This window comes from Flexivirga sp. G2 (genome assembly GCF_055397625.1).
Genome location: NZ_AP039675.1, coordinates 3,412,214 through 3,425,658 on the forward strand (window position 1 = coordinate 3,412,214; position 13,445 = coordinate 3,425,658).

Consider the following 13,445-nt stretch of genomic DNA (forward strand, 5'->3'; position numbering starts at 1 on the left):
GATTCTGTGACCTCTCGGGTGGGTCGCGAAGGAGTTTGAGATGACCAATAGCACCACTGCCACCGTCCTCGGCTGGCCGCGGCAAGGGCCGAAGCGTGAACTGAAGCGCGCGGTCGAGGCCTACTGGGCCGGCCGCACCAGCGCCGACGAACTGCACGACGTGGCTGCGGCACTGCGCGCCGACGCCTGGAAGCAACTGTCCGACAACGGAATCCACGAAGTCCCGACCGGCGACTTCTCCTACTACGACCACGTGCTCGACACGGTCACCATGGTCGGAGCAATCCCCCAGCGGTACCGCGCCGCAGCGACCGACGAACTCGGCGTCTACTTCGCGATGGCCCGCGGCACCGATGCGGTCGCGCCGCTGGAGATGACCAAGTGGTTCGACACGAACTACCACTATCTGGTGCCAGAGCTCTCCCCCGACACGACGTTCACCGCCGATGCCACTCGACAGCTGGCGCACCTCGCGCAGGCGACCGAAGCCGGCCATGCCGCACGTCCGGTGCTGGTCGGCCCGCTCACCTTCCTGTTGCTGTCCAAACCCGCACCGGAGGCACCGGCCGACTTCGACCCGCTCTCCCTGCTCGAGCCCCTGCTCGGCGTGTATGTCGACGTGCTCGGCGCGTTGCACGACGCAGGCGCCGACTGGGTGCAGATCGACGAACCCGCGCTCGTCCTGGATCAGCCGGCAGCGGTGCTCGATGCAGCACGGCACGCGCTCGACCGGCTCGGATCAGCGACGAAGCGACCGAAGCTGTTGATTGCCAGCTATTTCGCCGCCTTGCAGGACGCATTCGAGGTGCTCGCCGAAGCCCCGGTCGACGGCCTGGCGATCGACTGCACGGTGCCGGCGAACGTGACCGCGATCCTTGAGCACGGCCTGCCCGGCAAGCGCCTGGTCGCCGGCGTGATCGACGGCCGCAACATCTGGGCTGCCGACCTCGACGAGCGGTTGACGACCCTGCGGCAGCTGGCCGGTCGCGTCGACGACCTGGTCGTCGGCAGCTCCTGCTCGTTGTTGCACGTCCCGCTCGATGCCTCTCGGGAGACGACGGTCGACGACGAGGTCCGCAGTTGGCTCGCCTTCGCCCACGAGAAGGTGCTCGAACTGCGAACGCTGGCAACGGCGCTCGACGACGAGGGGGCCGCGGCGCCGGCGCTGGACGCGTCGCGTCGGGTGGTCACTTCCCGCCGTGCATCGGCTCGCACGCACGACGATGCCATTCGCGCTCGGGTGGCGGCCGTCAGCGCCGCCGACTCGCGTCGCGACACCGCGTTCGAGCAGCGTCGAGTGCAACAGCAGAAGGCACTCGGTCTCCCGCTGCTGCCGACGACCACGATCGGCTCCTTCCCGCAGACCGACAGCCTGCGCAAGGCACGAGCAGCGTTGCGGCGCAAGGAGATCGATCAGAAGGTGTATGACGCCGCGATGCGCGACGAGATTGCGTCGGTCGTCGCTCTGCAGGAAGAGCTGGGTCTGGACGTCCTGGTCCACGGCGAGCCCGAACGCAACGACATGGTCCAGTACTTCGCCGAACAACTGGACGGCTACCTGGCGACGACACACGGCTGGGTGCAGTCCTACGGCACCCGATGTGTGCGGCCGCCGATCATCTTCGGTGACGTCTCCCGCCCGGAGCCGATGACGGTCCGCTGGTGGCAGTACGCACAGTCGCTCACCGAGCGTCCGGTCAAGGGCATGCTGACCGGCCCGGTGACCATGCTCGCCTGGTCGTTCGTGCGCGATGACCAGCCGGTCGGCGACACCGCACGTCAGGTTGCGCTGGCCCTCCGGGACGAGGTGAGCGACCTCGAGACGGCCGGCTGCCGCGTCATACAGGTCGACGAGCCGGCCCTGCGCGAGACGCTTCCGCTGCGGAGTGCCGACCGTCCGGCATACCTGGACTGGGCGACCGAATCCTTCCGGTTGGCAACGAGTTCCGTCGACGACGGCACCCAGGTGCACACACACATGTGCTATGCCGACTTCGGTGACATCTTCGCCGCGATCGACGACCTGGACGCCGACGTGATCAGTCTCGAGGCGACCCGATCGGGTATGTCGCTGGCGGACGAGTTGCGGGAGTCGGGTTACACCAAGGCCGTGGGTCCGGGTGTCTACGACATCCACTCACCGCGTGTGCCGTCCGTCGAGGAGGTCCGTGGCCTGCTGGAGCGGGCCGTCGCCGCGTTGCCGCGCGAGCAGGTCTGGGTCAATCCGGACTGCGGGTTGAAGACCCGCCGTCCGGAAGAGGTCCGGCCTGCCCTGGCGAACCTCGTGTCGGCCGCCGCGGCCGTCCGGGCTTCCTAACGCTCGGCTGACCAGGGTCCGCGGATCACCGGCGCAGTGTCCTCCTCGTCCTCACCCTCAGGCGCTGTGTGGCGACGGACGAGGGGGATGGTGCGCTCATCGGCCGGACTCGCGCTGGGGCGGCTCGGCAGCCGGTGTGCGTCCTGCGGTGCCTCGGTGGCCCGGGTCGGCATCGGCTCGGTGGCCGCCGGGGCAGCCTCCGCCGCGGCGGGTGCGGGTCGCTCGCGTTCGTCCTCGGACGGCGCGGGCGGCTCGCTGCCGTCGCCGAAGTCGAGTGGGAGCGGCACCTCCTCGTGGGCCGGATCGGCCTCCTCCTCGGAAGGCGCTTCGACGGGTTTGTCGAACCCGACGTCGATCTGCTGGAACCCCTTGAGCCGGGCGGCGCGAGCCAGTCCGCCATACGCCCGGACGTCCGCTTCGGTGAGCTGCACGTTGTCGGTGAACGGCGTGAGCAGGGCGCGTGGCCACAGCCGCAGCGCCCAGACGGCGTTGATCTCCATGCTGACGACGATGATGATCCCCGCGATGTAGAGAAAGAGCATCAGGCCGACAACCAGTGCCAGGGTCGGGTCGATAGCACTGTTGCGCTTGATGACGTGTTCAACGTAGATGCCACCGAATCGCTGCAGCACTTGCCACATCACCGCCGCGAACAACGCCCCCGGCCAGATCTGGCGCCACTGCAGGGACCGGCTCGTCGCAACGTGGTAGGCCACCATCAGCGCGAACATGTCGATGATCAGCGTGCCGAGGTTGATTCCGAACTTGGCCAAGCCGGCCAGATGGACGAGTTCGGGCAAGACGTTGGTGAGGCCCACCGTGGCGAGCAACGACGTACCGAGAAGCGCGATGAGTCCGATCGACTTGCCGCGGGCGGCGAACGGGTTGGGCCGCGAGTTGCGCGCCACCTGGAAGACGCTGTTGCCGATGTACTGGAACGCCTGCGCTGCGCCGAGGGCACCATAGAGCGCAACCAGGGTGCTCGTTGTGATGGAGACCCAGCTGCCGGACAACGCATTCGGCTTGGTGATCTGGTCGCTGATGATCGGGAACTCACTCAGCGCCGATTTGAGCAGGTCCTGCTGGAGGCCGGGATCCCCACTCAGCACCACACCGAGGATCGTCGTGGCGAGGATCAGGAGGGGGAAGAGCGAGACGAACGCGTAGAACGCGAGCAGCGCCCCGAGGTAGTTGCCCATGTCGTCGAAGAACTTGTAGACGACGGCGATCGGGTAGCCCAGCGGCGGGAACTTCCGCTGTGCCTCATCGATCACTGAGTGCGCTGACACCCCTCCACGGTATCCGCATGCCGTGGATCGGCGGAATCACGCGGACCGGCGCGGCGTGCTAACCCGGATCGACGTCGATCAGCCACTCGTGGAGGCGTTGCAGGTCGTCGCTGGTGAACCCTTCGGCGGTCAACAGCCCCGCCGCATCGCCATACAGCCGGTCGAGCTCGTCGAGCGTCACCGTCATCAGCTCCGTCGCCGATCGCCGGTCATCGGCGTCGGAATGGGAGGCGGCATAGTCCCCGACGACCGCGTCGCGGTCCACGCCCACGGCGAGCAACATGATCGCGACGACGAGGCCGGTGCGGTCGGTCCCCGCGTAGCAGTGCACGATCACCCCGTGGTCACCGGAATCGGCGACTGCCCGCACGGCTGCCGCGAGCTGTTCGCTGCGGTCGCGGATGATGCCGCGATAGATGTCCGACATGGTGTCGGTCTGCTCGTCGTCCTGCTCGTCGTCCTGCTCGTCGTCCTGCTCATCGTCCTGCTCATCGTCCTGCTCATCGTCCTGCTCATCGTCAAGGATCGGGCATCCCAGGACCCGAACCCCGGGCCAGACGCGGTCCGGCCAGCCACTGCGTTCGGCGTCGGTCCGCAGGTCCACGAGGGTGCGAACGCCCAGGCCCGTGACGGTTTCCTGTCCGGTCTCGGTGATTGCCTGCAAGCTGCCGGAGCGGAAGAGTCGGCCGGCGCGCACCACGCCATTGCCCGACCGAAAGCCTTCCGTGCTGCGAAAATTGGCAACTCCGTCGACCACGATCGGTGAGTTCGAGGACATTGTCGAACTCTAGACCGGCGGTATGGCGCGGCGGCGCTCCGTGAAGCTCCGATCGCGGCGGGCGGCATACGCCAACCGGTGCAACAGGTCCGAACGCAGTTCCGCGGGGGCGATGACCGAGTCGATCACCAGATCGGAGGCGAGCCGCTCCAGGTCGACGTCCTCGAGGTATTCCTCCCGGCGCGCCTGCACGAACTGCGCACGCTCGATGTCGTCCTCGATCGCCTCGATTTTGCCGGCATACACCGCGTTGACCGCGGCTTCGGGACCCATGACGGCGATCCGGGCGGTCGGCAGGGCGATGGTCGCGTCCGGCCCGAAGCCGGGACCGCACATCGCGTAGAGCCCGGCGCCGTACGCCTTGCGGACCACGACACAGAACTGCGGGACGGTGGCCTCGGACACGGCCGACACCATCTTCGCGCCGTGCCGGATGATGCCGCCGCGTTCGACCTCCGAGCCGATCATGAACCCCGGCACGTCGGCCAGGTAGATGAGCGGGATCGAGTAGGCGTCGCACATCCAGATGAAGCGCGTCGCCTTGTCCGCGCTGTCGGTGAAGAGCACGCCGCCCTTGGCCGCGGAGTTGTTGGCGACGAAACCGACTGTCCTGCCGTCCATCCGGCCGAACCCGACGACCAGCTCGGGCGCGAACAGCGGCTTGATCTCGAAGAACGAGTCGTCGTCGACGAGTCCGTCGATGACCTCGTGTATGTCGAACGGCTGGCTCTCGATCTCCGGCACCGTCGCGTCGGTGAGCGGGACCTCCGGCTCCTCCGCAAGGTATGTCGGGGGCTCGTCGCGCCAGGTGGAGGGCAGGTAGGAGAAGAACAGCTTGGCCAGCTCGATCGCCTCGGTGTCGTCCTCGGCCAGCAGATCGCCGACACCGGAGACAGTGCAGTGCATGCGGGCACCGCCCATCTCCTCGAGCGAAACCTTTTCTCCGACAACCATTTCCGCCATACGCGGGCTGCCGAGGTACATGGATGCGTTGCCCTCGACCATGATGATCACATCGGTGAAGCTCGGGATGTATGCGCCACCTGCTGCGGACGGTCCGAAGAGGCAGCAGATCTGCGGGACCCGGCCGGACAGCGCCACCTGGTTGTGGAAGATCCGTCCCGCGCCGCGGCGGCCGGGGAAGAGCTGCACCTGGTCGGTGATGCGCGCTCCGGCGGAGTCCACGAACCAGAAGATCGGCAACTCCTCACGGAGCGCGGATTCGGTTGCGCGCACGATCTTCTCGACGGTGCGCGCACCCCAGGAGCCCGCCTTCACCGTGGGGTCGTTGGCGACCACGATCGCCGGGCGACCGTCGACCGTGCCGCGACCGGTCACGACACCGTCGGCGGGCAGATTCGCTGCCGTCGCGTTGGCGTAGCGGCCGTCCTCGATGAACGAGCCCTCGTCGAAGAGCAGCGCGATGCGGTCACGGACGTAGAGCTTGTTCTGGGAGTCCAGCTTGGCGCGGGCCTTGTCCGACAGCGTCTGCGTCGCCTCGTGTGCCGCGACCAGGCGCTCCCGGACGTCGGCGACCCGCGGATCCGTCAACTCACTCATGCGCCCAAGCCTAGGCCGCGGGCGATCAGCATCCGCTGGACTTCCGAGGTGCCCTCGCCGATCTCCAGGATCTTCGCGTCGCGGTAGAACCGGGCCACGGGGTACTCCTCCATGAAGCCGTTGCCACCGAAGATCTGCGTGGCGATGCGGGTCGCGGTGACCGCGGACTCGGTCGAGTAGAGCTTGGCGATCGATGCCGCCTGCTTGACCTCGGCGACCGACCGGCGGCCGGCCTCCAACTCGTCCTTCAACCACGCGGCCTTGTAGGTCAGCAGCCGGGACGCCTCGACCATGACGGCGAGGTCGGAGAGCTGGAACGACACACCCTGATTCACGGCGATCGGTTTGCCGAAAGCCGTTCGGGTCTTTGCGTATTCGGTTGCCGCCTCCAAGCACGCCTGCGACAGGCCGACAGCCAGTGCGGAGATCGCGATGCGGCCGTCGTCCAGCGTCTTGAGGAACTGCCGGTAACCCTGGCCGCGCTCCCCCAGCAGGTTGCCCTCGGGCACCACACAATTTGCGAAGGTCAGCCCGTGTGTGTCGGAGACGTTCCAGCCGAGCTTGTTGTATGCGGGCTCCGCGGTGAAGCCCGGAGTGCCCGCCGGCACCATGATCGCGCTGATCTCGGGACGGCCCTTGTCGTCGGTGCCGGTGCGGGCGGTGACCGTGACGACCGAGGTGATGTCGGTGCCCGAGTTGGTGATGAACGCCTTGGCGCCGTTGATCGTCCACTGCCCGTCGGCCAGCGTCGCCTTGGTGCGAGTGGCACCCGCGTCGGACCCGGCGTCGGGCTCGGTGAGACCGAAACCGGCGAGCGCGCGCCCGGCGACCAGGTCCGGCAGGAAGCGCTGCTTCTGCTCGTCCGAACCGTAGGTCAGGATCGGGTTGATCCCGAGGCCCATGCCGGCCGAGAGCGTGATGCCGATCGACTGGTCGACCCGGCCGAGCTCCTCGATCGCCAGGCACAGGTAGGTGAAGCCACCCTCGTCGAGACCGGCGCCGCCATACTCCTCGGGCACGACCAGGCCGAAGAGTCCGAGCTCGCCCATCTTGGGCACCAGGTCGGTCGGGAAGTGATGGTCCAGGTCCCACTGCGCGACGTGCGGGGCGACCTCGCGCTCCGCGAAGTCGCGGACCAACTGCCGGAACTCCTCATGTTCCTGGCTCAACTCGAACATCCGTTGCTCGTCCTTCTCGTCCGGGATCGTCGAAGCAACCTGCTTGACGTTGACGTCAACGTAAAGCATGCTGCCGGGCATGACAACCCCGGACGACGGACAGACGTGGACGATCGCCGATCTCGCCGACGAGTTCGACGTCACGCATCGCACCATCCGGCATTACGAGGAGCTCGGCCTCATCTCCCCCGAGCGCCGCGGCACGGTCCGTGTCTTCCATCGGCGAGATCGCACGCGGTTGGCGCTCATCCTGCGCGGCAAGCGAATCGGCTTCCCGCTGGAGGAGATTCGCACCATCATCGACATGTACGACCAGACGCCCGGCGAGGCCGGGCAGCTCACCTACCTGCTCGAGCAGATCGCCGCGCGACGCGAGGACCTCGAGCAGCGCCGAGCCGACATCGAGCAGACGCTGCGCGACCTGCGGGAGGTCGAGGCGCGCTGCCGCAGCGACCTGCGAGCGCTGCGGCGGCCCTGAGCTAGCGTGTTACCTGTGAGTAACAGCCCAGCCTTCACGTCCGTCGACGAGGTGTCCCGCGCGCTGGCGGACGCGGGCTACCTGGCATCCGACGAGATCTCGACCACCGTCTACCTGGCAGCGGCGCTCGGCCGGCCGATCCTGGTCGAGGGTCCGGCCGGCGTCGGCAAGACGGCACTCGCGTCCGCGCTGTCGCAGGCGCTCGAGCAGCGGCTCGTCCGCTTGCAGTGTTACGAGGGCGTCGACGAGGCCCGCGCGCTCTACGAGTGGAACCACGCCAAGCAGCTGCTGCGCATCACCGCCGAGCAGGACACCGCCTGGGACGACCTGCGCACCGACATCTTCGGTGAGGAGTTCCTGCTCCCCCGCCCGCTGCTGACCGCCGTACGCAGCGAACAACCCGTCGTCCTGCTGATCGACGAGGTCGACAAGGCCGACGAGGAGATGGAAGGCCTGCTGCTGGAACTGCTCTCGGAGTTCCAGGTCACCATTCCCGAGCTCGGCACCCTGCGCGCCGCGCACCGTCCGCTGGTGGTCCTCACCTCGAATGCGACCCGCGAGCTGTCCGAGGCGCTGCGCCGCCGCTGCCTCTTCCTGCACATCGACTACCCCTCTGCGGAGCTCGAGCAGCGCATCGTCCAGTCGCACGTGCCCGACCTGCCGGACGTGCTGGCCGCCTCCGTCATCCGCATCGTCGGAGCGCTGCGAGCGCTGGAACTTCGCAAGGCACCATCGGTCGCCGAGACGGTCGACTGGGCCGGAACCCTGCTCAGCCTGGGGGCGACCGAGCTCGATCCGGCCACCGTCCGACGCAGTCTCGGCGTGATCCTCAAGCACAACAGCGACATCGAGCTCGCCCACAAGAAGCTCGACCTCGACCGTGACCTCGCCGGCTGAAGCGGCCGAATCACCGGCCGTCGCAAGTCGATTCATCCGACTCGGCGCTGCGATGCGCGGCCACGGCATACGCGTCGGCCCGAGTGAGGTGACCGACGCCGCACGCGTCGCCACCGCGCTCGGCTTCGACGACCGGGCACGATTGCGCTCCGGTATGGCGGCCGCGATGGTCCGGCAACACGAGGACCGGGCGACGTTCGACCAGCTCTTCGACCTCTACTTCCCGGCAGCGACCGGCTCCCGAACCACGTCGGACACACCCGCGAACGAGACCGACCTGCGTGAGCAGCTCGCCCGGGCGCTCGCCGCCGGCGACGACGCGGAGCTGGACCGTCTCGCCGCGGCAGCAGTCGAGTTGCTCGGCGCGATCGACGAGGCCGAGCCCGAGCGTGGCTGGAGCTCGGCCCGCACGCTCGAGGCGCTCGCACCACAGCGCGCGATCTCCGCGGCACACCGACAGCTGCGCGCGACGCAGGAGGGCTCCGGCGGCGAGGGCAACGCCCAGGGCCCCGGCTCCGGTATGGCGCCCGCGGCCTCCGCCGCCGCCGACACCTCCTGGGCCGTCAACCCGTGGGACCGGCCGGACACCCGACCGGAACAGCTCACCGACCGGGTCGACCGCGACGAGCTGCGCCGCCGTGTCGAGGACTTCCGCGGCCGGGTCGGCACCGAGACCCGCCGGCGCAACGCCGAACTGCGGGACCGGGACCGCCTGGCCCAGCTCGCCGTCCCCGCCACGCTGCGACAGCGCGACTTCGTCAGCTCCGGCGAGCGGCAGCTGGAGCAGCTGCGCCGCGAGATCGACCCACTGGCAAGGAAACTCGCGGCTCGGATGACTGCGCGCGAACGCGCCGGCCGCGGCAGCATCGACGTCCGCCGCACGCTGCGGGCCTCCATGTCGACCGGCGGAGTGCCGATCACGCCGGCATACCGGCATCGCGCGCCGCACCGCCCCGATCTGGTCCTGTTCGCCGACCTGTCCGGCTCCGTCGGCGGCTTCTCCACCTTCACGATGCTGCTGATGCAGGCGCTGCACCAGCATTTCCGGCGGGTCCGGGTCTTCGGCTTCGTCAGCAGCACCGCTGAGATCACCGACGTCGTGCACGAACTGCCGCCCGGCACGTCCCTGACGAGCTGGGCACTCAGCACGCCGGAGCTGATCGGCCGCGGCACCAACTCCAGCTACGGCTGGGCGCTGCGCACCTTCGCGCGCGGCCATCTGGACGCCATCACCAAGCGATCGACCGTCCTCGTCCTGGGCGATGCCCGCAACAACTTCGGCGACCCGAACGTCGCCGATCTCGAGCGGGTGCGGGACCGCGCCCGACACATCGTGTGGCTCAATCCGGAGCCGAGATCGTTGTGGGGGCAAGGGGATTCGGCTGTCCGGAGTTATCGGGAGGTGGTGCCGATGCACGAATGCCGCAATCTGGACCAGCTGCGCCACTTCGTCGCCGACACGATGCCTACCTGAAAGCCTGCCGGACCCGTTTCGGCATACTGGCTGCCACCATGCTTGTTCGAGTGACCGCTGCCGCCCTCGGCGCCGCCGTACTGCTGGGTGCCGGTGCGCCCGCGTATGCCGCCACCGACCCGGCCGTTGCACCGACCGACGTGCGGTTCACCACCGCGCGTGGTGACGCACCGAACCTCCACCCGGGCATCTACCGGACGGCCGCACCGACCGGTACCACCGAGAACTACGCCGCGATCAAGCGACCCGAGGGCGGCGCGGTGACCGTCGCCATCTTCGGTTCGGTGGATGCGGAGATCACCACCTCCGACGGCAACACCGACTGCTCCGACCGCGGGGTCAGTCTGCGCAACAGCGACACCGGTTACACCTTCGTGTATGTCGACCCGGCGAAGTCCGAGCGCCAGGGCTACCAGCCGGACGACTGCGCGTCGGCCACCGACCTCGTCCTGGCGATCAAGGCGGACGACTCGCCGTCGGCGTCGTCCTCGTCCCCCGCACCGGGTGGACAACTGCAGTTCGCGGTCAGCGTCGAGCCGAAGATCGAGCACCTCGGCTCGCCGTCGCTCAAGAGCCAGCAGGACGAGATCGAGGCGCCCAGCAAGTCGGCCGGCGGCGCCTCCCGCACGCTCAGCGACCAGCTGTTCGCACCGACGAGCCTGACGCCGAACAGCTATCCGGTCGACCTCACGCCGGGCAAGCTCGCCGTCGCCCGGGTCCGGGTCGGCTGGGGTCAGCGGCTCGCCGCATCGGTCGACGCACCACGCAACGGCACCAACTTCGCTCCGGACGAGTCACTCGAACTGTCGGTGACGGCGTTCAGTCCGCAATGGGCACCGGTGGGTGGCGGCAGCGGGTCGCAGCTGCTGTTCAAGAAGGAGTCCACCGAGCAGACGGCCGGCACCTACACCGCACCGGTCAACGCCGCGAACCGCAACGTGACCTATGACAGCGCGGGCGATGTCGGGACCGACAGCGCGCAATGGACGACGGTGGCCGGTTGGTACTACGTCGTCATACGAGTGGCCGCCTCCGACGACGGTGCGAAACTTCCGACGAAGAAGCTGCCCGCCCGGTTGAACCTCGCGGTCATCGGCTCCCCGACCGCCGGACCCACCTACGTCGCGGCCGACGGCAAGGCGGTCGCGGCTCCCCCTGCCTCCGAGTTGAGCCAGGGCGGCAGCAGCGACTCCGGGTCCGGCACCACCACGGCCCTGCGGATCGCCGGCTCGGCGCTCGTCGTCGCCCTTGCCGCCGGCGTCATTGCGGTGTTGCTGCGTCGCCGCGCCTGAATCAGGGCTTCTGCCAGGTGTATCCGGCGCCGTCGGCGACGCACTGCAGCGTCGCGGTGCCGGTGGTGTTGTTCTCGAGTGTGCCGGCGTCCTGCCATTGACAGGTGCCGCCGTTCGCGGCTCCGCCCGGCGTGAGGCTGCCCTTGTCCGACGATCCCGGCAACCAGATCCCGAGCAACGCCGCGATCGCCACCACGGGCACGAGCGCCAGGCCCACCTTCCGCCCGGTCGCCGAACCGGACTGCGCCGAAATGGTCGGCGCGGACGGACCCGGCTGTGAGCGGCGCTGGGTGCGCGTCGCCTCGTGCGCGTGCGGATGCGGCTGCCGCGTCGCGACGTCCGGCACGCGGGTCACCGCGGGCGCCGTCGCCGGCTCCACCCGGCTGAGCGCGATCCGCTGCGGGACGACGATCGCCTGCTGGTCCACCCAGGCCAGCTCCGGAGTCTCGAGTGCGTCGGCCGCGGCGGCTGCCGACGGCGGGCGACCCTGCGGATCCGGGTCGGCCAGGTCGGTCACGACCCGCCAGAGCCGGTCGGGTATGCCGCCCGGTCGCGGCGGCACCTGATCGCGACTGCGCCGCATCTCGTCGGGCCGGTGCGCCGTGAGCAGCTGGAACGCGAGGATGCCCGCGGCATACAGGTCGAAACCGGGTGCCGGGTCAGCTCCGGCGAGCTGTTCGGGTGCGAGGTAACCGCGTGTGCCGAGCACCACGGAGGTGGTCGTCATACGCGGTGAATCGGTGGGTACGGCGATGCCGAAGTCCGTGAGCATCAGGTGCGGGCGCGCGGTGCCGGTGGCGGCCAACAACAGGTTCGCCGGCTTCACGTCACGGTGTATGACGCCCGCACCGTGCACGGCATCCAGCGCGCGCAACAACTGGCGCAGCAGTTCGGCGACGTACCGCGGCGGGAGGGTGCGGTGGTCCTGCAACAGATCGCTGACCGCGCCGCCGTCGACCAGGGGCATGGTGAACAGCACCCGGTCGTCCTCGCCGGCCCAGCCGAGCGGGGTCACGACGTTCGGGTGATGGATGCGGGTGCTCTGCTCGCGCATGAAGCGCAGCAGCGCACCCGCATCCGATTGCCGCAACACCTTGGCGGCGAGCGTGCGGTCCTGTTTCCGGTCGTGGACCTGCCAGACCGAACCCATCCCGCCCTCGCCGATGATGTCGATCAGCTCATAGCGACCCGCGAATACCTCTCCCACGGGTCAGCAGGATGCCAGAGGTCGCGCCTCAGCCGAAGGTCGCCGGGTCCGGACCGGTGCGCCCGTCGCGGTCCAGCGGTGCGATCGCGGCGAGATCGTCCTCGGTCAGCTCGAAGCCGAAGACGTCGAAGTTCTCCGCGATGCGCGCCGGCGTGACCGACTTCGGGATGACGACGTTGCCGATCTGCAGGTGCCAGCGCAGGATCACCTGGGCGGGTGTCTTACCGAGCCGCTGCGCGATCTGCGCGATCACCGGATCGGTGAGGACATCGCCACCCGACGCCAGCGGGCTCCACGCCTCGGTCACGATGCCGTTCGCGGCGTGGAACGCGCGCAGCTTCTCCTGCTGCAGGTAGGGGTGCAGCTCGACCTGGTTGATGGCCGGGAACTCGCCCAGCTCGTCCTTGACCCGCTGCAACTCCTCGATGCCGAAGTTGCACACGCCGGCGGCCCGGATCCGGCCGTCCTCGCGCAGCTTCAGCAGGGCGCGGAAGGTGTCGACGTACGTGTCCTGGGCCGGCGCCGGCCAGTGGACGAGGTAGAGGTCGACCGCGCGACCGAGTCGCTTCTCCGAGGCGTCGAAGGCGCGCAGCGTCGCGTCATATCCCTGGTCGTCGTTCCACACCTTCGTGGTCAGGAAGACGTCGTCGGCGCTCAGCTCCGAGCGACCGAGCGCGTCTCCGACGCCGGCCTCGTTGCCATAGATCTTCGCCGTGTCGATGTGCCGGTAGCCGGTCTGCAGCGCCGCGGTGACCGCGGGCGCGACCTCGTCGTCGGGCACCTGCCACACGCCATAACCGAGTTGCGGGATGAGTACGTCACCGCCCTGTCCGCGCAGGGCGACGGTGGGCACGGGGTTGTTGTCCTGATCGCTCATGGCGGAGACAACACCACCGACCCCGCGTGTATGCCGGAGCGCAATCCCCGTCTCACGCCCCGAACACGTGATCCGGATCACCCCTCGCTACAGTCGGC

General features: G+C 68.8%; 11 protein-coding genes. 5 read left to right on the forward strand and 6 right to left on the reverse strand.

The window, feature by feature from the left end:
- The first annotated feature begins 40 nt into the window (after positions 1-40).
- Positions 41-2,317 (forward strand): 5-methyltetrahydropteroyltriglutamate--homocysteine S-methyltransferase, encoded by a 2,277-nt coding sequence (gene metE, locus ACZ50J_RS16540; protein ID WP_464298250.1) that lies wholly within the window; start codon positions 41-43, stop codon positions 2,315-2,317.
- On the opposite strand, the gene ACZ50J_RS16545 is transcribed toward metE, so the two are convergent.
- Genes ACZ50J_RS16545 through ACZ50J_RS16560 form a run of 4 tightly spaced genes read right to left on the reverse strand, consistent with a single transcriptional unit; the run spans position 2,314 to position 7,122 of the window.
- Complete coding sequence (locus ACZ50J_RS16545) at positions 2,314-3,606, reverse strand: YihY/virulence factor BrkB family protein (RefSeq protein ID WP_464298251.1); 1,293 nt, start codon at positions 3,604-3,606, stop codon at positions 2,314-2,316. The two genes, metE and ACZ50J_RS16545, sit on opposite strands and share 4 nt — an antisense overlap.
- A gap of 58 nt (positions 3,607-3,664) precedes the next feature.
- Positions 3,665-4,384, reverse strand: coding sequence for a tyrosine-protein phosphatase (locus tag ACZ50J_RS16550; RefSeq protein ID WP_464298252.1), 720 nt, complete (start codon positions 4,382-4,384; stop codon positions 3,665-3,667).
- Between the two features lie 9 nt (positions 4,385-4,393).
- On the reverse strand, positions 4,394-5,944 hold the full coding sequence (locus ACZ50J_RS16555) for an acyl-CoA carboxylase subunit beta (RefSeq protein WP_464298253.1): 1,551 nt from the start codon (positions 5,942-5,944) through the stop codon (positions 4,394-4,396).
- Positions 5,941-7,122: an acyl-CoA dehydrogenase family protein gene (locus ACZ50J_RS16560; protein ID WP_464301363.1), complete on the reverse strand. Its 1,182-nt coding sequence runs from the start codon at positions 7,120-7,122 to the stop codon at positions 5,941-5,943. The genes ACZ50J_RS16555 and ACZ50J_RS16560 overlap by 4 nt, the downstream gene beginning before the upstream one ends.
- Positions 7,123-7,201: 79 nt before the next feature.
- Between ACZ50J_RS16560 and ACZ50J_RS16565 the strand changes: the two genes are divergently transcribed.
- The 4 genes from ACZ50J_RS16565 to ACZ50J_RS16580 are packed head-to-tail and all read left to right on the forward strand — an operon-like array spanning position 7,202 to position 11,263.
- A complete protein-coding gene (locus ACZ50J_RS16565) occupies positions 7,202-7,600 on the forward strand; it encodes a MerR family transcriptional regulator (protein ID WP_464298254.1) in 399 nt (132 codons plus the stop codon).
- A gap of 15 nt (positions 7,601-7,615) precedes the next feature.
- On the forward strand, positions 7,616-8,497 hold the full coding sequence (locus ACZ50J_RS16570; protein ID WP_464298255.1) for an AAA family ATPase: 882 nt from the start codon (positions 7,616-7,618) through the stop codon (positions 8,495-8,497).
- The gene (locus ACZ50J_RS16575) at positions 8,481-9,971 is read left to right on the forward strand and encodes a VWA domain-containing protein (RefSeq protein ID WP_464298256.1); all 1,491 of its coding nucleotides are present in this window, start codon (positions 8,481-8,483) and stop codon (positions 9,969-9,971) included. The genes ACZ50J_RS16570 and ACZ50J_RS16575 overlap by 17 nt, the downstream gene beginning before the upstream one ends.
- Positions 9,972-10,021: 50 nt before the next feature.
- Positions 10,022-11,263, forward strand: coding sequence for a hypothetical protein (locus tag ACZ50J_RS16580; RefSeq protein ID WP_464298257.1), 1,242 nt, complete (start codon positions 10,022-10,024; stop codon positions 11,261-11,263).
- Between the two features lies 1 nt (position 11,264).
- Here ACZ50J_RS16580 and ACZ50J_RS16585 read toward each other — a convergent pair whose 3' ends face one another.
- Together ACZ50J_RS16585 and ACZ50J_RS16590 are read right to left on the reverse strand one after the other, a co-directional pair.
- Positions 11,265-12,470, reverse strand: coding sequence for a serine/threonine-protein kinase (locus ACZ50J_RS16585; RefSeq protein ID WP_464298258.1), 1,206 nt, complete (start codon positions 12,468-12,470; stop codon positions 11,265-11,267).
- A gap of 28 nt (positions 12,471-12,498) precedes the next feature.
- Positions 12,499-13,347 (reverse strand): aldo/keto reductase, encoded by an 849-nt coding sequence (locus ACZ50J_RS16590; RefSeq protein ID WP_464298259.1) that lies wholly within the window; start codon positions 13,345-13,347, stop codon positions 12,499-12,501.
- Positions 13,348-13,445: the final 98 nt, after the last annotated feature.

Bases quoted from the DNA above. Each gene is read 5' to 3' on its own strand.
- ACZ50J_RS16555 (WP_464298253.1), bottom strand. From the start codon at position 5,944: ATGAGTGAGTTGACGGATCCGCGGGTCGCCGACGTCCGGGAGCGCCTG.
- ACZ50J_RS16550 (WP_464298252.1), bottom strand. From the start codon at position 4,384: ATGTCCTCGAACTCACCGATCGTGGTCGACGGAGTTGCCAATTTTCGC.
- ACZ50J_RS16590 (WP_464298259.1), bottom strand. From the start codon at position 13,347: ATGAGCGATCAGGACAACAACCCCGTGCCCACCGTCGCCCTGCGCGGA.
- ACZ50J_RS16565 (WP_464298254.1), top strand. From the start codon at position 7,202: ATGACAACCCCGGACGACGGACAGACGTGGACGATCGCCGATCTCGCC.
- ACZ50J_RS16560 (WP_464301363.1), bottom strand. From the start codon at position 7,122: ATGTTCGAGTTGAGCCAGGAACATGAGGAGTTCCGGCAGTTGGTCCGC.
- metE (WP_464298250.1), top strand. From the start codon at position 41: ATGACCAATAGCACCACTGCCACCGTCCTCGGCTGGCCGCGGCAAGGG.